The organism is Achromobacter sp. EB05, from assembly GCF_044232075.1.
GTDB lineage: Bacteria > Pseudomonadota > Gammaproteobacteria > Burkholderiales > Burkholderiaceae_B > Achromobacter > Achromobacter dolens.
Genome location: NZ_CP155917.1, coordinates 5995489 through 6016022, shown reverse-complemented (window position 1 = coordinate 6016022; position 20534 = coordinate 5995489). Strand labels below are relative to the sequence as shown.

The 20534-nt window shown below is 66.4% G+C and carries 11 protein-coding genes; 6 read left to right on the top strand and 5 right to left on the bottom strand.

Going from position 1 to position 20534, the window contains the following annotated elements; genetic code table 11:
• Positions 1–2: 2 nt before the first annotated feature.
• Positions 3–1433 carry a circularly permuted type 2 ATP-grasp protein gene (locus AAID08_RS27425; protein ID WP_054500344.1) on the bottom strand — a complete coding sequence of 477 codons (1431 nt, stop codon included), beginning with the start codon at positions 1431–1433 and terminating at the stop codon, positions 3–5.
• 427 nt (positions 1434–1860) lie between these two features.
• The gene (locus AAID08_RS27420) at positions 1861–2535 is read right to left on the bottom strand and encodes a 5-formyltetrahydrofolate cyclo-ligase (protein ID WP_064528699.1); all 675 of its coding nucleotides are present in this window, start codon (positions 2533–2535) and stop codon (positions 1861–1863) included.
• A gap of 26 nt (positions 2536–2561) precedes the next feature.
• Between AAID08_RS27420 and AAID08_RS27415 the strand changes: the two genes are divergently transcribed.
• From AAID08_RS27415 to AAID08_RS27405, 3 genes are read left to right on the top strand one after another with little or no spacing between them, the layout of a single operon-like run.
• Positions 2562–2723, top strand: a complete 162-nt coding sequence (locus AAID08_RS27415) for a hypothetical protein (RefSeq protein ID WP_155755634.1) — start codon at positions 2562–2564, stop codon at positions 2721–2723.
• The gene (locus tag AAID08_RS27410; RefSeq protein WP_395757154.1) at positions 2720–4867 is read left to right on the top strand and encodes a transglycosylase SLT domain-containing protein; all 2148 of its coding nucleotides are present in this window, start codon (positions 2720–2722) and stop codon (positions 4865–4867) included. The genes AAID08_RS27415 and AAID08_RS27410 overlap by 4 nt, the downstream gene beginning before the upstream one ends.
• Positions 4864–5967 carry a tRNA CCA-pyrophosphorylase gene (locus AAID08_RS27405; RefSeq protein WP_064528697.1) on the top strand — a complete coding sequence of 368 codons (1104 nt, stop codon included), beginning with the start codon at positions 4864–4866 and terminating at the stop codon, positions 5965–5967. Before AAID08_RS27410 ends, AAID08_RS27405 begins: the two co-directional genes overlap by 4 nt.
• 9 nt (positions 5968–5976) lie before the next feature.
• On the opposite strand, the gene AAID08_RS27400 is transcribed toward AAID08_RS27405, so the two are convergent.
• From AAID08_RS27400 to AAID08_RS27390, 3 genes are all read right to left on the bottom strand, one after another.
• Positions 5977–7158 carry a class I SAM-dependent methyltransferase gene (locus AAID08_RS27400; protein WP_064528695.1) on the bottom strand — a complete coding sequence of 394 codons (1182 nt, stop codon included), beginning with the start codon at positions 7156–7158 and terminating at the stop codon, positions 5977–5979.
• Between the two features lie 88 nt (positions 7159–7246).
• On the bottom strand, positions 7247–9028 hold the full coding sequence (locus tag AAID08_RS27395) for a DEAD/DEAH box helicase (protein ID WP_054500348.1): 1782 nt from the start codon (positions 9026–9028) through the stop codon (positions 7247–7249).
• Between the two features lie 278 nt (positions 9029–9306).
• A complete protein-coding gene (locus tag AAID08_RS27390; protein ID WP_372415180.1) occupies positions 9307–10068 on the bottom strand; it encodes a uracil-DNA glycosylase in 762 nt (253 codons plus the stop codon).
• Between the two features lie 274 nt (positions 10069–10342).
• On the opposite strand from AAID08_RS27390, the gene AAID08_RS27385 reads away from it, so the two are divergent.
• The 3 genes from AAID08_RS27385 to AAID08_RS27375 all read left to right on the top strand — a co-directional run bounded on the left by AAID08_RS27385 (position 10343) and on the right by AAID08_RS27375 (position 20364).
• Positions 10343–12091: a ShlB/FhaC/HecB family hemolysin secretion/activation protein gene (locus AAID08_RS27385; protein ID WP_269872896.1), complete on the top strand. Its 1749-nt coding sequence runs from the start codon at positions 10343–10345 to the stop codon at positions 12089–12091.
• Positions 12092–12162: 71 nt separating this feature from the next.
• Positions 12163–19962 carry a hemagglutinin repeat-containing protein gene (locus AAID08_RS27380; RefSeq protein WP_395757153.1) on the top strand — a complete coding sequence of 2600 codons (7800 nt, stop codon included), beginning with the start codon at positions 12163–12165 and terminating at the stop codon, positions 19960–19962.
• A gap of 21 nt (positions 19963–19983) precedes the next feature.
• On the top strand, positions 19984–20364 hold the full coding sequence (locus tag AAID08_RS27375; RefSeq protein WP_395757152.1) for a hypothetical protein: 381 nt from the start codon (positions 19984–19986) through the stop codon (positions 20362–20364).
• The last annotated feature ends 170 nt before the right edge of the window (positions 20365–20534 follow it).

Sequence of the window (20534 nt, the reverse complement as noted above, 5' to 3'; positions counted from 1 at the left end):
CGTTATTCCTCCAGAACCCAGGTGTCCTTGGTGCCGCCGCCCTGGCTGCTGTTGACCACCAGCGAGCCTTCGGTCAGCGCCACGCGGCACAGCCCGCCGGGCACGGTACGGATGTCCTTGCCGCACAGCACGTAGGGGCGCAGGTCGACGTGGCGCGGCGCGACGCCGGATTCAACGTAGGTCGGCACCGTGGACAGGGCCAGCGTGGGCTGCGCGATGTAGTTGGCGGGATTGGCGCGCACCCGATCCTTGAACGACTCGACCTCGGCGTGGGTCGCGGATGGTCCCACCAGCATGCCGTAGCCGCCGGCGCCATGCACCTCCTTGACCACCAGCTCGTGCATGTTGGCCAGCACGTGCGACAGCTCGTCGGGACGGCCGCAGCGCCAGGTCGGCACGTTCGACAGGATCGGCTCCTCGCTCAGATAAAAGCGGATCATGTCGGGCACGTAGAGGTAGGTGGACTTGTCGTCGGCGATGCCGGTGCCGATGGCATTGGCCAGCGTCACGCGGCCGGCGCGATACACCGACAACAGGCCGGGCACGCCGAGCGCCGAGTCTGCGCGGAACGACAGCGGGTCGAGGAAGTCGTCGTCCAGCCGGCGGTAGATCACGTCCACCTTGCGCGGCCCCTGCGTGGTGCGCATGTAGACCGTGTTCTGCTCGACAAAAAGATCCTGGCCCTCCACCAGCTCCACGCCCATCTGCTGCGCCAGGAAGGCGTGCTCGAAATAGGCCGAGTTGTACATGCCGGGCGTCAGCACCACCACCGTGGGATCATCGCCGCCGTGCGGCGCCACTTCGCGCAGGTTGTCCAGCAGCAGGTCGGGGTAGTGCGCCACCGGTTCGACCTTGATGCGGCTGAACGCGTCGGGCATCAGCCGCATCGACATCTTGCGGTTCTCCAGCATGTAGGACACGCCGGACGGCACCCGCAGGTTGTCCTCCAGCACGTAGAACTCGCCGGCGCCGGCGCGCACAATGTCGACCCCGGCGATGTGGCAGTAGATGTCCTCGGCCACGTCCACGTCCTGCATCTCGGGGCGGTACTGGGCGTTCAGGAACACCTGCTCGGCCGGCACCACGCCGGCGCGCACGATGTCATGGCCATGGTAGATGTCGTGGATGAACATGTTCAGCGCCCGCACGCGCTGCTTCAGGCCGGCCTCCAGGCGGCGCCATTCGTCGGCGGGGATGACGCGCGGAATCATGTCGAACGGGATCAGGCGTTCGGTGCCGGCCGCGTCGCCGGCCACTGAAAAAGTGATGCCGACCCGCCGGAAACTCAGGTCGGCCTCCAGGCGGCGCGCCGCCATGGCTTCCGCCGATTGCTCCTGGTGCCAGCGCTCGAAGGCCTGGTAGTGGGAGCGTATGCCGCCGGCGCTGTCGCGCATTTCGTCGTAGGCGGCGGGACGGGATGATCTGTCCTTCATGGCTCCTCCGTTGCAGATGCTGACGGCCCGCTAGCGCGCGGCCGTTGGCCGGCCCTTGCGCGGCCGGTCTGAATGAATAAGCAACCCGTGTGCCAGCTTGCGCTGGCGCTGTCGGGATACCGCCTGGAGGTAAATATCCTCTCGTCGGCGGCGGATGGCTACCCTCCGAATGAGCGGCGGGCTCGAGGGCGCAAGCGGGACGGCAAGCCCCGCTTGGACGGGAATGGCGGTAACGCGGGGTGAAACGGGTCGGAATGCAGGCGTTGCGGGCCGACGATGACAAGGTGGACGGGCCGCGTCGGGGGGGCAGGCGATGAAGGGGGGGCCGCCTGCCGGGGGCGCCGCGCACGGCGGCAATCGACGATATCAGGGGCAGATCATAGGGCTTGCACTATTTTGGTGCAAGCCCTTGGGCGAGACTGGTGCGTCAGCGCAGGGTGTAGTGGTGCAGCGTGGTGCCGCCCGGGCCCGGTTGCTCATTGGGCACATGTGGCACCCAGCCATCCGGCGTAATGACGGCGTCCAGGCGGAAGTCATGCGCGGCCGGCGCGTAGTCGGCGTCCAGCTCGCCACAGCTCCAGGCGACGCCGATGGCCGTGAAGGCATGGCCGCGGTCGCGCAGCGCCGCCAGGGTGCGGTCGTAGTAGCCGCCACCGTACCCCAGGCGGTCGGCGGATTCGGTGTAACCCAGGGTGGGCACCAGCAGCACGTCGGGCAGCACCTCGGCGCCGTGCACCGGTTCCTGGATGCCGTAGGGGCCGGCGCGCAGTTCCGCGTCCGGCGTCCAGGGCAGGAAGGCCAGGGGCGCGTTGCGTTCACGCACCACCGGCAGCGCCACCGTGACGCCGTTTTCGGTCCATTGCTCCAGCAGCGGACGCAGATCGGGCTCGTCTTCCATGGGCCAGAAGGCGGCCACGGTGCGCGGCGCGGCGCGGCCGGCGCGGACGGCTTCGTCGCGGGCCACGTTGAGCCAGGTGAACAGGCGCGCGCGCATCAGCAGGCCGCCGCGGCTGCGCTGGTCTTCGGGCAGTTCGGCACGCAGTTTCCGCAATCGCGTGCGTAGCTGGCTTGCGGTATCCTCTGGAGTATTTTGCGTAGTCATGCGGTAGCTGTAACAGGGGTGAAAAAATGAAGGCGACAATGCGGGTCAGCGATAACACGTATAACGGCGCGAACCTGCGCGCGGGCAACCGCGTCGGCGGCCTCGCCGACAACCGCGCGTATTGCCACGCCTGTCGTTGCGCCTATCACTGCGCCGATCCGCAAGCCGTCGCCAAGGTCCGCGCATGAAGGCCGCGCGCAATCCCATGACGGCGGTCCGGGCCCCGCAATCTGGACGGTATCAGAAAACCGGTGGGAAATCCCTGCGCGCGGTCGACACCCGTGCAGGCTTGCGCCGCTGGCTGCCGTTGCTGGCGCTGTTCACGGCCGCCTGCGCGCCTGTCGACGCCCAGCAACGCACCGCGTCCGTCAGTCCCCAGCCGCAACCCGCCGCGCAGGCGCCGCAGCCGGCCATCGCCGTGCCGCCGGCCGCGCTGGCCGGCCTGCCGCCCACCGCCGATACGCCGGCGCTCGCCGCCGTGGTGGCCGCGCGCGAAGCCATGAACCGCAAGCAGTGGTCGGTGCTGGGAGCCCTGGTGCCGCAGGCCAAGTCCGATCCGCTCGGCATGTACCCGGAATACTGGCTGTTGCGCTACCAATTGTGGAGCCCGCCCGCGGGCGGGCGTCCCAACACCGATCTGCAGAAATTCATCAACGGCAACGGCGACGCCTACCTGGCCGACCGCTTGCGCGCTGACTGGCTGCTGGCTGCCGCGCGCAGCGGCGATTTCGACCTGGTGCGCAAGCTCGCGCCGGTCAAGAACAGCAACGCCCAGATCGAATGCGCCATCCTCAACGCCAAGCACATGACCGGCCAGCGCGCCACGGCCGGGCAGGCCGTGGCGGTGTTCGCGCCAGGCGGCGCCTGCTGGTCGCTGTACGACCAGTTGGTCGCGGACAACGTCCTGGGCTGGGATCAGCTCGAACCGCAGTTGCGCGACGCCATCGAGGCCAACAAGACCGCCGACGCGCGCAAGTTCGTGCAGTACATGTTCGAGCCGCGCGACCAGAAGACCTACGACGTCCTCATCAAGGACCCGATGCGCTGGCTGACGCGGCAGGACCGCCTGCCGGTGGGCCGCAACGAAAAAGAACTGGTCACCATCGCCCTGGCGCGCCTGGCCCGTTCCGACATCAACGTGGCGGATTCCTACCTGCGGCGCGAGTGGGCCAAGTCCATGGCCAAGTCGAACCTGGCCTGGATCCGCGGCCAGTACGCGCTGGTGGCCGCGCTCAACCTGGACAGCCGCGCCGACGACTGGTACCACGAGGCCGGCCATATCCGCATGACGGAATACAACGCCGGTTGGAAGGTGCGGGCGGCGCTGCGTCAACCCAAGATCGATTGGAAATGGGTCATCGAGTCCATCGACCAGATGCCTGCCGCGCAACAGCAGGATCCATCCTGGATCTACTGGAAGGCGCGCGGCATGGCCGCCACCGGACGCCGCGACCAGGCCAATGCGGCCTACGCCTCCATCGCCGATCGCTTCGACTTCTACGGCCAGTTGGCCGCCGAGGAACTGGGCCGCCGCATCACCGTGCCGCCGCGTCCGGCCCCCATCACGGACAGCGAGATCGCCGAGGCCCGTGCCAACCCGGGCCTGCGCCGCGCGGTACAGTTGTTCCGCCTGGGCTGGCGCCAGGAGGCCGTGCCCGAATGGAACTTCGCGTTGCGCGGCATGACCGACCGCCAACTGCTCGCCGCCGCCGAACTGGCGCGCGCCGAGAACATCTACGATCGCGTGGTCAACACATCCGACCGCACCGAGAAGGAATTCGACTTCAGCCAGCGCTTCATCGCGCCGTTCGAAGGCCGCGTCACGGCCAAGGCCAACGCCATCGCGCTCGACCCCGCCTGGGTCTACGGCCTGATCCGCCAGGAGTCGCGCTTCATCATGGACGCGCGCTCGCACGTCGGCGCCTCCGGCCTGATGCAGTTGATGCCGGCCACCGCCAAGTGGGTGGCGGGCAAGATCGGCATGAGCAACTTCACGCCCGACAGCGTCAACGACTTCGACACCAACACCGAGCTGGGCACCAACTACCTGAACATGGTGCTGCGCGACCTGAACGGCTCGCAGATGCTGGCCAGCGCCGGCTACAACGCCGGACCGCGCCGTCCGCACAACTGGCGCTCCACCTTCAGCCATCCCGTCGAAGGCGCGATCTTCGCCGAGACCATTCCGTTCAACGAGACGCGCACCTACGTCAAGAACGTGATGTCCAACTCGGTCTACTACGCCGCCATGTTCAGCGGCCAGCCGCAGTCGCTGAAAGAGCGGCTGGGCAACGTCGTGCCGCTGGGCGCGGAAAGCACCACCCTGCCATGACGGGGGATGTGGCGACGCAGGGCCTGCAGGTCTACATCGTGGGCGGGGCGGTGCGCGACGCCCTGCTCGGCCTGACGCCCGGCGATCACGACTGGGTGGTGGTCGGCGCCACGCCCGAGGACATGGCGCGGCGCGGCTTCATTCCGGTGGGTGGCGATTTCCCGGTGTTCCTGCACCCGGTCACCAAAGAGGAATACGCGCTGGCGCGCACCGAGCGCAAGTCGGGCCGCGGCTACAAGGGCTTCACCTTCTACACCGGCGCCGACGTCACGCTCGAAGAGGACCTGCGCCGCCGCGATCTGACCGTCAACGCCATCGCGCAGAAGCAGGATGGCGAGCTGGTTGACCCGCTCGGCGGCGCGGCCGACGTGCGCGCGCGCGTGTTCCGCCACGTGGGCGAGGCCTTCGAGGAAGATCCGGTGCGCATCCTGCGCTTGGCGCGCTTCGCCGCGCGCTTTGCCGACTTCAGCGTCGCGCCCGAAACCCTGGCGCTGTGCCGCCGCATGGTCGAGGCCGGCGAAGCCGACGCCCTGGTGGCCGAGCGCGTCTGGAAAGAGGTGTCGCGTGGCCTGATGGCCGCCGCGCCGTCGCGCATGTTCGACGTGCTGCGGCAGTCCGGCGCGCTGGAACGCGTCATGCCCGAGTTGCAGGGCTCCGAGGAGACCGGCGATGACGTCGATCGCGCGGCCGCGCGCAACCTGTCGCTGCCGGGCCGCTATGCCTTGCTGTGCCGCCTGTCGCCCGAGCGGGAAGCGCTGGGCCGGCGGCTGCGCGTGCCCACCGAATGCAACGACTACGCGCGTCTCCTGCCCGAGATGTTGACGGGGTTGGACGCTACGCAGGCGCCCGGCGGCGACGAAGCCGACGCGCAGCTCGCGCTGATGGAGCGCGTCGACGCGCTGCGTAAACCCGAGCGCTTTTTCGATCTGTTGGAAACAGTGGCGGTGCTGCGCCCGGTGGCTATCGACGCCTGGCGCGAACGCGCCGAAGCGGTGCGGGGCGTGGATGCCGGCGCCATCGCCCGCGCCTGCGCCGGCGATCCGGCGCGCATCAAGCAGAGCGTGCGCGAGGCGCGCCTGCAGCGGCTGCGCGCCGCCTGATGCCGAGACCTACAGTTTGCCGAGCCGGTCGCCGCGCGCAAAGCCGATCAGCGGCTGCGTGATGCCGCGGCCCACCGCCAGCACCTTGAAGAGTTCGCCCATCTCGGCTTCCGACAGCAGCTTCTGCACCGGCGCCACCGCCTGCGCGTAAGCGCGCGCATCGCTCGGGTCCAGTTGCGCCAGCAGTTCCATCAAGCCAGCGTTCATCAGGAAGCGCGCCTGCGACGTATAGCCCAGCACCTGCAGGCCGGCCGCCTGCGCCGCATCCGCCATGGCGGTGAAGTCGACGTGCGCCGTGATGTCCTGCAGCCCCGGCGCGGTAAACGGGTCGCCATGCGCGTGGTGGCGCAGATGGCACATCAGCGTGCCGCCGGCGCGCTGCGGGTGGTAGTACTCGCCCTGCGGAAAGCCGTAGTCGATCAGCAGCGCCGCGCCCTGTTCCAGCCAGCGGCCCATGGCGTCGATCCACGCTTCGGCCTGCGGGTTGATCTCGGACACATAGCCGGCCAGCGCCGGCATGCGCGCCGTGACCGCCTCGGCCAGGCGCGGCGGGGCTGGCCTGTCTTCCCAGACGAAACCCTGCGTGGCGTCCCACGCCACGCCGCGTTCCAGCACCGTGCCGTCGTCGCTCCAGCGGAACAGCGACACCGGCATGGCGTCCAGCACCTCGTTGGCGAGCACGCAGCCGCGGAAACGGTCGGGCAGGGCATCCAGCCAGCGCACCCGCTCGCCGAACGGCGCCAGCCGCTCGGCCTGGCGCGCGCGCAGGTCGGCCGACACTTCGAGAATCAGGTACTGCGTATCCTGCAGCCCCAGCGCGTCCAGTTCGCGCAGCACGCCTTCGGCCAGCGCGCCGGTGCCGGCGCCGAACTCCAGCACCGCCTGGGTATCGGTCTGCCGCAGCACCTGGGCTGCCTGGCGTGCCAGGGTGCGGGCGAACAGCGGAGTCAGTTGCGGCGCGGTGACGAAGTCGCCGGCAGGCGCCTGGGCATCGGGATCGGCCAGCTTGACGTTGCCCGCTGCGTAATAACCCAGCCCCGGCGCATACAGCGCCTCGGCCATCCAGTGATCGAACGGCAGCCAGCCCGAAGCGGCGGCGATGGCGGCGCGCAGGTGCGCGGTGGCGGCTTCGCTATGGGCCTGGGCGGCGGGAGACAGCGGGGGCAGGTTGGCGGGAGCGGGGCGTTGCATGGCGGAAGGAAAGGCGTCTTGAATAGGGCATTTTCCCAAAAAACAAACCCCGCGACAGGCGCGGGGTTTGTTGGGTGCCGATCAGGGCTTAGCCGCGGCGGGCGCCGGCCGGCTTGTTGAAGCGCTTGGCGGGGCCGCCGGGGCGCTTGTCGAAGCTGGGACGGTCACGGAAACCGCCTTCCGAGCGGTCGCCGCCGCGGAAGCCGCCTTCGCGCTGCGGACGGTCGCCGAAGCTGGGGCGATCGCTGAAGCTCGGGCGCGAGTCGCGGTCGCCGCCACGGAAGCCGCCTTCACGCGGGCCGCGCTCGTTGAACGGACGCGGATCGCGCTGCGGGCGATCGCCGAAGCTGGGGCGGTCGCTGAAGCTCGGGCGAGAATCACGGTCGCCGCCACGGAAACCGCCTTCACGCGGGGGGCGGTCGCCGAAGGGACGATTGCCCTGGTAGCCGCCTTCGCGCTGGGGACGATCACCGAAGCTGGGACGATCACCGAACGAACGGGCCGGGCGGTCGCCGAACGGGCGGTTGCCTTGATAACCACCGGCGCCGCCTTCACGGGCGCCCTGGTAACCGCCTTCGCGCGGCTTGAATTCACCACGCGGGCCGCCGAACGAACGGCCTTCACGCGAACCGCCGTCACGATGACCCTGGTAGCCGCCGCCGAAGCCGCCCGGACGCTTGCCGAAAGGCTTGCCGCCGCGCGGCGCGCCGCCGGTCGAGGGACGCGGGGTGCGCTTGGGTTCCAGGCCGGCGATCACTTCGGGCGTGATGGACTGGCCGATGTAGTGCTCGATGCGTCGCACCTTGTGGCGCTCGGAATGCGTGGCCAGCGTGAACGCCAGGCCGTTGCGGCCGGCGCGGCCGGTGCGGCCGATACGGTGCACGTAGTCCTCGGCCTGCATCGGCAGGTCGAAGTTGACGGCGTGGCTGATGCCTTGGACGTCGATGCCGCGGGCGGCCACGTCGGTGGCGACCAGGATGCGCAGTTGGCCGCGTTGCAGTTGCGACAGCGTGCGGGTGCGTTGGCGCTGGTTCATGTCGCCGTGCAGGGCGGCGGCGGCAAAGCCCTGGTCGGCCAGGTGGTCGGCCAGATCGTCGGCGCCGCGCTTGGTCGACGTGAAGACGATGGCCTGGTCCAGCGAAGCGTCGCGCAGGACGTGGTCCAGCAACTGCATCTTGTGGCTGGCGTCGTCCGCATACAGCAGGCTCTGCGTGATGTTGGTGTGCTTTTCCTTGGCGCCGGCGACTTCGATACGCTGCGGGTCGCGCATCATGCGCGCGGCCAGCTTGGCAACGGTGCCGTCCAGCGTGGCCGAGAACAGCAGCGTCTGGCGGTCGGCGGGCAGGCGGCCAACGATGGTTTCGATGTCCTCGATGAAGCCCATGTCCAGCATGCGATCGGCTTCGTCCAGCACCAGGGTGTGCACGGTGTTCAGTTTGACGCGACCCGAATTCAGGTGGTCGATCAGGCGGCCGGGGGTGGCCACCAGCACATCGACGCGGCGCGACAGCGCCTTCAGTTGGGCGCCATAGGGCATGCCGCCGACGACGGTGGCAGTGCGCAGATCGGCCAGCTTGCGGCCATAGGTGGCGGTGGCCTCGGTGACCTGCAGGGCCAGTTCGCGCGTCGGGGCCAGCACCAGCACCTGCACGCCGACGCCCTTGTTGGCGGGCGTCTGGGCGATGCGGTGCAGCGCCGGCAGCATGAACGCGGCGGTCTTGCCGCTACCGGTCTGCGACGAGACCATCAGGTCGTGGCCGGCCAGCGCCTGCGGAATGGCCGAGGCTTGGACGGTGGTGGGGGTGGTGAAGCCAGCGTCTTGCAGGGCCGACAACAGGGCGGGCGCCAGGCCCAGGGTTTCGAAAGACATTACTTTCCCTTGCCGCGATCAAATGCGGCGCAGTGCTTGGTCGGGCCAGGGGATTAGGCGGCCGGATCCAGGCGACGGTTGATGGAGCATCGTGCCGACCGAATCAACCGTGCGCGTGGCGCGTTCCCGTAATGCTGCTTGGAACGCAGGGCGAAAGGAAAGGAGGTCAGGAATCGATGATGTTCGGCATGGGGCTGGGCTTGGTTGCCCGGCAGACTGCTGAAATTTCCGCTAAATCAAGGCGGTAAATGCCGAACTCGTTTGGTGCAGTGCGGCGATCATAACCCGAATTCGCCTTGTGCGGGAATTATTTTTTTGTCCAGTCTCCAATCAATAGGGTTTTTCCCTTGGTCGGCCAGCCAGCGGTTGGTCGCCAGGAAGTGGCCGCAGCCCAGGAATGGCACGGGCGGACGCCGGGCCGACAGCGGAGAGGGGTGATTGGACATCAGGACCAGGTGACCGCTGTTGTCCGGTAGCAACGCCTGCTTGGCCTGCGCATGCGCGCCCCACAGCATGAAAACCTTGGGCGAGGGGTCCTGCGCGACCCGCGCGATCAGGGCGTCCGTCACCGTCTCCCAGCCCCGTTTGGCATGCGACGCCGGTTGGCCGTCTTCCACCGTCAGCGCGGTGTTCAGCAGCAGTACGCCCTGGTCGGCCCACGGGCTGAGATCGTTGCCCGCCGGCAGCGGCGTGCCTGGATATTCCAGGGCGATCTCATTGAAGATGTTGCGCAGGCTGGGTGGACGCTTGCAGTCGTCCGGCACGGAAAACGCCAGGCCCTGCGCCTGGCCGGGGCCGTGATAGGGATCCTGTCCCAGGATCACCACCCGCACATCCGACGGCGCCAGCCCGTGCAGCGCACGAAACGGCTCGGCCGGATACACCACCGCGCCTTCGGCCAGGCGCTTTTCCACATGGTCGGTCACGGCCTGCAGTGCGGCGGCGACGCGCGGGGCCTGCAAGGCGGCCTGCCAGGCGGCGGGCAATTGCGCCGTCTGGGCGGCGAGGGCGGAGGGAGTCAGGCGGTTATCGATCGGCATGGGCGCGATTTTGGCACAGCGGGGGCAGCATCAGCCCGGCCGGCAAGGCATGGCTTCCGTGCGATTTCAGACCGTTCCCATCGCCAGTGGCGGCAGGACCCGCTAAGTTGTGAGCGTAATGGCATGTAACCGTCTGGCCGCCATTTCCGCTGGTGCATATTTTCGATTGTCGCCAGAAAATCCGTGAAAAAGCTGGCATAAATTGAAATGTGCGCTTAATTAATTCGATTTCCCTCCGTTATGGAAGGAAACCGGCAATTTCAATAAGAAACAAGTGCATACCATCGTATCGCGAAGCCGCCTCCGGCAGAGGCTGCTTCCCTGCCTGGCGCTGTGCGTTTCATCCATCGCCTCCCTGACCTTCCTGCCTCGCCTGGCGGCCCAGTCCTTGCCCGCGGAGGCGGCGTCTCGCGCCAACGACATCCAACGCCGCCAGGAGCAGGAGCTGGATGCCCAGCGGGCCCGCGCCGCCGAACGGCCGGACGTGCTGTCGGCGCCGCCCGCCGTCCCCGGCGAGGGGCCGCTCGTCTTCCCCGAGGAATCACCCTGCTTCACGATCGCCCAGGTGGTCTGGGATGGCGCCGGTCCGCCGACCGCTTTGCGCCGCGCCGCCGACACCACGCTTGGGCAATGCATCGGCGGGCAGGGCCTGCGCGTCCTCCAGGAACACCTGATGGCGCGCCTGATCGACCGCGGCCTGATCACCGCCCGCGTGCTGGTGCCGGAGCAATCGCTGGCCAGCGGCACCCTGACCCTGCGCTACGTGCCCGGCCGCATCTCCGGGGTCAAGAGCGAGGGCGCGCCCGGCTGGTGGCGCACCGCGCTGCCCACCTGGCCGGGCGGCGAGGTCAACCAGCGCGACCTCGACCAGGCGCTGGAAAACATCCGCCGGCTGGCCGGCCAGGCCGACGCTTCCATCGACGTCGCGCCCGGCCCTGAACTGGGCGACTCCGACATCATCATCAAGCCCGGCACGGGCAAGCGCTGGCACGCCTATGTGGGCGGGGACAACGCCGGCATGGAGTCCACCGGCAAGAACCAGGTCAACGCCGGTCTCACGCTGGATTCGCCGCTGTTCCTGTATGACCAGTTGTCGGTCTCCTGGAACAGCAACGCCGACCTGCGCAACAGCGACGCCGGCTCGCGCGCCGCGTCCATCAACTACAGCATCCCGTTCGGCTACTGGACTTTATTCGCCGGCGCCAGCAAGTCGCGCTACCGCCAGACCGTGGCCGGCTTCGATGAGCCCATCGTCTACGGCGGCACCAGCAAGCAGGTGGAAGCGGGCGTGTCGGTGGTGCCCTACCGCGGCGCCAGCTACAAGGGCACCGCCATGCTGAAGTTCCTGCGCAAGCGTGCCAACAGCACCCTCAACGACATCGACATCGAGGTGCAGCGGCGCGACGTGGTCGGCTACGAGTTCAGCTACGGCCACCGCCAATACATCGACCAGATGGTGCTGGACCTCGGCGGGGGCGTGCGCGGCACGCTGCCGCAGTTCTCCGACCAGCCCGGCTACGTCTACGGCGATCCCGACTGGAACGGCCGCAGCACCATCCTGACGGCCAACGCCGGCCTCTACCTGCCCTTCAAGGTGGCCGGCCAGCAACTGGCCTACCAGGCCAATTGGCAGATCCAGCACGCCAAGACGCCCATCGTGCCCGCGGATTACTTCACCATCGGCAACCGCTATGCGGTGCGCGGCTTCGATGGCCAGATGACGCTCGCCGCGGAAGACGGCTGGACGCTGCGCAATGACCTGTCGCTGAACCTGGGCAACCTGGGCCAGCAACTTTACGCGGGCCTGGATGCCGGCCGCGTTGGCGGCCCGGCGGCGCAGTACCTGACCAGCCGCACCCTCGTCGGCGCGGTCGCGGGCCTGCGCGGCCGCATCGCCGTGCCCGGGGTCGCCAATGCGGTCAACGCCAGCTACGACCTGTCGGCCGGCTGGCCGCTGAAAAAGCCCGACAACCTGAAGACCCAAAGCACGGTCTTCGCCGCCACGCTGATGTTCGAGTTCTAGACCGGGCGGGGCCCGTGCGCCCCGGCCGCCGTCCGACAAGTTGCTTCACGCTTACCGAGAGTTGCCTCGCCATGTCCAAGCTTCGCTCCGCAGTTGTCTGGTTGGTCCTGTACACGCAGATCTGGACGCCTGTCCTGGCGCAGACCCTGCCCATCTCCGTCGACAAGAGCGTGCCGGGCCAGAAGCCCGTCGTGGGCGTGGCCAACGGCGTACCGGTGGTCAATATCGCGCCGCCGTCGGCCGGCGGCGTCTCGAACAACCGCTTCACCCAGTTCAACGTCGGCCCCTCGGGGGTGGTGCTGAACAACAGCGGCGCGGCCAGCCAGACGCAACTGGCCGGGCAGGTCGCGGGCAACCCGATGCTGGGCAACCAGCGCGCCGCCACCATCCTGAACCAGGTGACGGCGCCCAATCCGTCGCAACTGATGGGCATGCTGGAAGTCGCGGGCAACCGCGCCAACGTGATCGTCGCCAACCCCGCCGGCATCACCTGCAACGGCTGCGGCTTCCTGAACGCCAACCGCGCCACGCTGACCACCGGCAAGCCGGTCATCGGTCCGGATGGCGCACTGGGCTTCGACATCACGGGCGGCCGCCTGGGCATCGAAGGCGCGGGCCTGTACGGCGCCAACCTCAGCCAGCTCGACCTGATGGCGCGCACGCTGGAACTGAATGCCCAAGTCTGGGCCAACAATCTGAACGTGGTCGCGGGCGCGGCGCGCGTCGGCTATGACGGCATCGACGTGTCGGCCCTCACCGGCGCCGGCGCGGGCACCGGCGTGGCGCTGGACGTCGCGGCGCTGGGCGGCATGTATGCCAACAGCATTCGCCTGATCGGCACGGAAGCCGGGGTCGGCGTGAACATCGGCGGCAACCTGGCGGCGCTGACGGGCACACTGACGGTCAGCGCCAACGGCGACGTCCGGATCCAGCCCTCGGGCCGACTGCAGGCCGCCACGAACCTCGCGGTGCAAAGCGCCGGCGACATCGTCAACGACGGCACGGTCGCCGCGGGCGGCGCGCTGGGCTTGAACGCCGCCAAGGTCATCAACAACCAGGCAATGTCCTCGGCTGGCAACGCCAGCATCGTGGCGCGCCGGCTGGAGAACCGCGGCGCGCTCACGGCGGGCTTGCAGGCGGACGGCTCCATCAGTCCGCTCGGCGCCTTGAGCGCGCAGGTGGACCAACTGCTCAACCCCGGCACCCTGGTGGCCGGTGGGGACGCCACCATCACCGCGAACGCGCTGGGGCTGTCGGGCGGCAAGTTCGTCGCCGGGGGCGCATTGCGCGTGGACGCCACGGGCGCGGTCACCAATCGCGGCGGCTCGGTCTATGGCGGCTCCGTGGCCTTGCGCGCGGCCGGCCTGGACAACACGGGCGGCAAACTCACCAGCGGCGCCGCGCTCGACGGCCAGGTGACGGGCGCCATCGACAACACCGGCGGCACGCTGGCCGGCGCCGGCGCGGTGGACCTGCGCGGCAAGTCCGTGGTCAACGCGGCCGGTGGCGTGATCTCGGGCCAGAGCGTGGCGCTGCGCGGCGCCGACGGCATCGACAACCAGGGGGGATCGGTGCAGGCCAACGACGCTTTGCGCGTCGAGACGGCCGGCGCGCTCGACAACCGTGGCGGCAAACTGCTCGGCGGCGCCACCGACATCCAGGCGGCCAGCCTCGACAATCGCAATGGCATCGCCCAGGCCGACGCCAAGCTCGCGGTCAGCAGCGGCGGCGCGATTCAGAACCAGTCAGGCGGCCTGTATGGCGGCACGGTCGGCATCGACGCGGCAAGTCTCGCCAACAGCGGCGGCAAGGTCGCCAGCGGTGGCGAATTGGACCTGAAGACCGTCGGCGCGATCGACAATGCCGGCGGCACCATCGCCGCGCAAGGGCAGGCCGCGCTGAGCGCACAAAGCCTGTCCAACACTCGCGGCATCGTCGCGGCCAGCGGCCTCACGCTCAAGACGCAAGGCACGCTGGACAACAGCGCCGGCCTGATCCAGGCCGACAACGCGCTGGCGCTGACCGCCGGCAGCTTGAAGAACCGCGACACCCTCGCCAACGGCATCGCCGGCGCCGGCAGCACGGCCGCGGGCGCCCTGGGCCTGATGGGCAAGCAGGTCATGCTGGACACCGGATCCATCGACAACCAGTCCGGCCGCATCGGCGCTGGCCAGGACCTGGCCCTGTCCACCGGCGCGCTCGACAATGCGCGCGGCAACGTCTCGTCCGACGCCAATGCGAAGCTCGCCTTCAGCAGCATCACCAACACCGGCGGCGCCCTGACCGCCGGCACCTCGCTGGAGCTGGTCACCGGCAACCTCGACAACGACGGCAAGATCCACTCTGGCCAGGACCTGAAGATCACCGCCAATACGCTGACCAACCGCGCCGGCGGCGAATTGATCGCGGTGCGCAACAACGAACTGATCATCGGCGGCCTGCTGAGCAACGCCGGCCTGATCGACGGCGGCTACACACTCATCAACGCCGGCAATCTTCTCAACACCGGCCGCATCTACGGCGATCGCATCGGCATCAAGACGCCGTTGCTGCAGAACGAACCCAATGCCGTCATCGCCTCGCGCGGCGACATGGACCTGGGCTTGGGCACGCTGACCAATCGCGAGCACGCGTTGATCTACGCCGCGGGCGACCTGCGGCTGGGCGGCACGCTGGACGCCACCGGCAAGGCCGCCGGCCAGGCTGCGCTGTTGTCCAACGAGTCCGCCACCATCGAAGTCGAGCGCAACGCCGACATCGCCGCGGCCAGCATCCAGAACCGCAACCTGCACTTCGCCAGCGAAACCGTCGAGGTCAGCCGCGAAGCCAAGTGGTTCTATCGCCTGGACGGCACCACCGACATCGTCGACGGCGAAGGCATGTGGTTCTGCAACACCGTCAAGTCCATCTGCGGCCGAGACCCGAGCTGGATGGGACAGTATGACGAACGGCGCCTGCTGATGCCGTCGGCACGCTATCCCGAGAGCCAGTATGGGCCGCCGTTCGACTACAGCAACATCCAGGAGGACCAGCAGGGACGAGCGGGTGTCAGCGCGCCGATCGGCCCGGCATACTTTCCCGAGAGCTATGACTGCGGCGGCGGTGACGCTGGCAATTGCTATACCACCCCCGCTCAGTTCCTCTACAAGCCGGACGCCAAGATCTGGTCCGTATTCGAAGTGGAACGCCCCAGCGGCATCCGGCGGCCGCCGTCGCCCGACAGTTGCGGTTGGCGCTGCCCCGACGACCTGGCCCAGCAACAGGCCCAGTACGATCACGACCTGGAGCTGTACGACACGCTGAACGAGAAGATCAAGGCCTTCAACGCCGACTTCCGCGGCAGCCGCATGATCAAGGACTTCACCTTCTATCAGGTGACCCAGATCACGCGCGAGACCCGCATCACCGAGAGCGATCCAGGCAAGATCATCGTAGGCGGCAATGCCCGCCTGTCTGGCAACATCGTCAACGACAAGAGCCGAATCCTCGCTGGCGGCACCCTGAAAACCGAGGGCGGCACGCTGAGCAACGTCGGCGCCGAGGGGCTGCGCACGGTCGACCGTGTCGGCACCATGGCCTACACCTACGAGAAGAACGACTCCCGCAAGTACAACCGTTCCGATTACAACGCCACCGTCCTGGCCGAACGCATCGAGACCGGCCTGGGCGATGCCCAAGGCGGCGTCGCGGTCACGCCGTCCGTCCCGGCGCCTGGGGCCAGCACCGTGGTCCAGGCGCTGCCGCCGGCGACGCTGACGCGCATCACGCTGCCCGGCAACCAGACCATTGCCGTCGTGGTGCTGCCGCCGACCATCCCGACCAGCAAGCTGTACCAGGTCATCACGGCGCCCAACGCGCCTTATCTGATCGCCACCGACAGCCAGTTCATCGGTTCGCGCGCCGTGGTGTCCAGCGACTTCCTGCTGGAGAAACTGAACCAGGACCCGGGCCACATCCTCAAGCGCCTGGGCGACGGCTTCTACGAGCAGAAGCTGGTGGCCGAGCAGGTGATGCTGGCCACCGGCCAGCGCTTTGTCGGCGACTACACCGACAACGAAACCCAGTACAAGGCGCTGCTGTCGGCAGGCGCCGACTTCGCCAACAAGTTCGGCCTGGCCGTGGGCACCGCGCTCACTGAAGAGCAGATGCGCCACCTGACCAGCGACATCGTCTGGATGGTGGAGCAGACCGTGACGCTGCCCGACGGCACGCAGCAGAAGGTGCTGGCGCCGCAGGTCTACCTGGCTGTCAAGCCGGGCGACCTGCGCGGTGATGGCACGCTGATCGCCGGCCGCGATACGCAGATCAGCGCGACGGGCGACGTAACCAACAGCGGCACCCTCGGCGCGCGCAACGCGTTGGTGGTGGATGCGCAGAACGTGCGCAACACCGTGGGCACGATCCAGGGCAAGACCGTCAACCTGAATGCGCGCAACGACATCGATAACCTGGCCGGACTGCTCAAGGGTGATGCGGTCGCGCTGACGGCGGGTCGCGACGTCAACCTGACTTCCAGCACGCAATCGAATGTTCGCGGGGGCATCAGCAACACCATCATTGATGGGGTGGCGCGCGTGGATGCCGGCACGTTGAACGTGCAGGCGGGCCGCGACGTCAACGCGCAGGCCGCGGCCATCGCCGCCACCGGCGACGCCAGCATCCGCGCCGGCAACGATATCAACCTGACCGCCGCGGGAACGAGCTATGGCGAGTCGTTCAACTTCGGCAAGAAGAACCGGTCGGAGATGCGTACGACGGAAGACGTGGGAACCCGCATTGCCGCTGCCGGGAACCTGACGTTGATGGCTGCACAGGATATCAATGCCATTGCAGCCCAAGTGTCGTCCGACAAGCAGTTGGCGGTGGGCGCGGGGCGCGATATCAACGTGCTGGCGGGGGATTCCAGCGGGTATACGTATAACGAGATCTATTACAAGACGAAGGGGTTCCTCTCCAGCAAGACGACGCACCGTATCAAGGAAGCGTCTTGGACCCAGGCGGTGTCTTCCACCTTCACCGGCGATAGCGCCGTGCTGATGGCGGGGCGGGATTTGAACGTGGTCGGTTCCAACGTGGCCGCACAGAGGGACTTGGTCATGTCCGCGGACCGCAACGTCAACATCGTTGCGGAACAGAATACGGCCAACGAGTACCAATACGAAAAAATCAAGAAATCCGGTTTTGGCGCATTGGGCGGTATCAGTTATGGATCGCGCCAGACGACGGACTGGGTGGATACCAAGCGAGGGCTCAATACCGGCAGCACGATCGGCAGCGTAACTGGGGATGTGCTGATCAATGCCGGAGGCTCGCTGAATGTCGTGGGCAGCGATGTGCTGGCGCGTCAAGGTGACATCACCATGATCGGCCGAGACGTCAACATCGTGGGTGGCTTCGACACCATGCGCCAGCGTGAAGTGCACGAGGTCAAGCAGTCGGGATTCACCATTACCGCAAGTACGCCGGTTGTCAGCGCCATGCAGACCGGCGCACGCATGGCCGAGGCGGCGGGCAAGTCAGGCAATGCCGTTATGGCTGGTCTGGCCGGCGCGACCACGGCGCTTGCGGCCAGCAATGCCTACGATGCGGTGAAGGCGGCCGGCGCTATTGAAAACGCCACCGCTATCGACAAGGCGGGCGGCGGCAGTATCAAAATCAGTTTTGGCAGCAGCAAGAGCAGCAGCACTACTGATCGAAGTTCCTCCACATCTGTCGGTTCCAACGTCGCCGCGGGCAATGATCTGACGATTGTTGCCAAGGGCGCCGGAAGCGCGTCGGACATCACGGTTTCCGGTTCCAACCTGTCCGCAGGCAACAACGCTGTGCTGAAGGCCGAGGGCGATATCCTGCTGCAGGCAGCCAAGAACGTCTTCGAGCAGAAGACGGACAGCAAGAGCAGCGGGTTCAGTATCGGTATCGGATACAGCACCGGTACCTCCAATGGGTTGACGTTGGAGTTGGGCGCATCCGTCTCTCGCGGCAACGAGAATGGTCGGGACCAGAGCTGGGCCAACAGCTTCGTCACCGCGGGCAACGTGCTTGCCCTGCAATCAGGTGGCGATACAACCCTCAGAGGGGCGTCGGGCAAGGCCGAGCAGATTTTGGCTTCGGTTGGCGGCAACTTGTTGCTGGAGAGCTTGCAGGACACCAGCACCTATACCTCCAAACAAACCAGCGGCGGGGTGAACCTCACGGTATGCGTTCCGCCCTACTGCTACGGCCAGAGTTCGGTATCCGGCAATTTCGGTACCGGCAAGATGAACAGCAACTACAAGTCCGTCACTGAACAGACGGGCTTGTGGGCGGGCGATGGCGGGTTCCTGATCGACGTCAAGAACAACACGACCTTGATCGGCAGCGTCATCGCCAGCAGTGACAAGGCTGTAGCGGAGGGCCTGAACAAGCTCAGCACGGGCACCCTGGTCACGCAGGACATCAAGAACTCCGCCAGCTACAGCGCCAATCAGATTGCGGTAGGCGGAGGCTTCGGATTTGGCGGCGGGGCCTCGAAAGAAGGTTCGGCGGGTCTGGGCACCACCAAGGGCAACCAGGTGGCCGGCGGTGCGACCAAGGACGCAGGTACTTCCTTGGCGTCGAGTGGGGGCTTTTCCGCCAATCTACCGACGGTGGTTGCGGCCAGCGGCAATAGCAGTTCCACGACCCAAAGCGCCATCAGTGGCGGCACCATCATCATCCGGGATGAGGAAGGACAACGGGCGCTGACAGGCAAGACTGCGGCGGAGACGATTGCGGCGCTGAATCGGGATACGTCGGATACGTTGAACGCGCTGAAGCCGATCTTTGACAAGGAGAAGATCGAGGCGGGGTTCGAGATTGCGTCGGAGGCCAGCCGGCAGTTGGGGCAGTTCCTGACGAATCGAGCCCAGGAAGCGAAAGCCATGAGGGATGCGCTAGATACCGCTCCTGAAGGACCAGGCAAGGACCAATTGCGAGCTCAGTACGAGCAGGTCAAGAAGTGGGCGCCTGGCGGCGTGTATCGTGAAGCGCTGACGGCAGTGACGTTGGCTGTAAGTGGAAACGTGATGGGCAGCGCGGGTGAACTAGTGCAAGCCGCGGCCGTGAACTACTTGCAAAGCTTGGGGGCCGCCAAGATCAAGGAAATTGCACCGCTACTCGGTGGGGAGGGTTCCCCCGGGCAGGTGGCGCTCCATGCGCTGTTGGCATGTGCGGGCGCTGCGGCGAGGAATACCAGTTGCGGCGCTGGCGCTGCAGGTGCGTCGACTGGCATCGTTGTCAGCCAGCTCATGGATCAGGCTTTTGGTAAACCTGCGGGCAAGCTCGATCCGGTGGAACGCGAAGCGCGTATTAATCTCGTGACCAGCCTACTGGCAGGAATGACCACGGTATTGGATTCCAACGCCGTGGCAGCCGTGAACAATGCTGCACGGGTGGAGTTGGAGAACAATCAATTTGCGCTGCCGTTGCCAGGAATGGCTGGACTCGGAGGTGGTGGTCTGACGGCTCCTATCGGGTCTTCAGGGGCCAGCTTTGGTAACTCGGTGGATCGCTTGTTGGGACGCCAACCATCGCCCAGAGACATAAACGATGATATAGCTCGTGGACTGCAAGAACAATGGAATAGACTGTTTGGTCCGGCTTTGAGCGAAAGCAATTCAGGGCAACGTGATTCAAAAACACCCAATACAGGAACACCCGGTAGTTGGGTCACCAACCCGGGGAGTGGTCAAGAGCGTCAATATGGCGCCGACGGCAAGCCCAGTGTTGATATCGATTCAGACCATGATCACGGGCAGGGGAATCCGCATGCTCACAATTGGGATCGAGGTCCAAATGGGGAATTGATTCGTGGTGAAGGGAATCCTGTCTCCAAATGGCCAGGAAGCCGATAGATCCATTTTTGAGGGTGTGCTATGAGTAAAATAATATTTCACGATTCTGTTCTTGTTGGAATTGAACATATACGTTCAGATAAAAAATTAATTCTCACATTTGAATTTAATGGTGAAAAAAAACAGCGGCTGATTTTAAGCTCGGTTCAGTCGTTTCGCGTGGCTGACTTTATCGGGCAAAATGTTGTTTCCCGAGTGTTGGATTCGAAAGCTGACAAAATATCCGAAAGTACTATTATTGATAGATTGAATTGGTTATATATGCTGTCAGATGGAAGCGTTCGAGTCGATGATATGGTAATAAAAAAGTCCAGAGAGGGCGTGATCGCGGGATCGTTGCGCCTGTTTTGCATCGAGCCTTCTTGGGGGGCTGAGTTAGTTTGCCTGTCCGATGAGGATTGAGATGGCTCTGAACAAATCGCTTTGAACTGAGAGAGTATGGCCTCGGGCTAGGCTTGAAGGAAGACGCAGCTGCGATCGGTGTGCTGTACATGATTGCATCGGACGATGCTTAATAGCTTCCGTAGGTCACCAGCAGTACGGGCCACACGATATAGGCATTGAATCTTTCA

Coding starts and splice junctions, on each gene's coding strand:
- AAID08_RS27425 (WP_054500344.1), bottom strand. CDS start 1,433: ATGAAGGACAGATCATCCCGTCCCGCCGCCTACGACGAAATGCGCGAC.
- AAID08_RS27420 (WP_064528699.1), bottom strand. CDS start 2,535: ATGACTACGCAAAATACTCCAGAGGATACCGCAAGCCAGCTACGCACG.
- AAID08_RS27415 (WP_155755634.1), top strand. CDS start 2,562: ATGAAGGCGACAATGCGGGTCAGCGATAACACGTATAACGGCGCGAAC.
- AAID08_RS27410 (WP_395757154.1), top strand. CDS start 2,720: ATGAAGGCCGCGCGCAATCCCATGACGGCGGTCCGGGCCCCGCAATCT.
- AAID08_RS27405 (WP_064528697.1), top strand. CDS start 4,864: ATGACGGGGGATGTGGCGACGCAGGGCCTGCAGGTCTACATCGTGGGC.
- AAID08_RS27400 (WP_064528695.1), bottom strand. CDS start 7,158: ATGCAACGCCCCGCTCCCGCCAACCTGCCCCCGCTGTCTCCCGCCGCC.
- AAID08_RS27395 (WP_054500348.1), bottom strand. CDS start 9,028: ATGTCTTTCGAAACCCTGGGCCTGGCGCCCGCCCTGTTGTCGGCCCTG.
- AAID08_RS27390 (WP_372415180.1), bottom strand. CDS start 10,068: ATGCCGATCGATAACCGCCTGACTCCCTCCGCCCTCGCCGCCCAGACG.
- AAID08_RS27380 (WP_395757153.1), top strand. CDS start 12,163: ATGTCCAAGCTTCGCTCCGCAGTTGTCTGGTTGGTCCTGTACACGCAG.
- AAID08_RS27375 (WP_395757152.1), top strand. CDS start 19,984: ATGAGTAAAATAATATTTCACGATTCTGTTCTTGTTGGAATTGAACAT.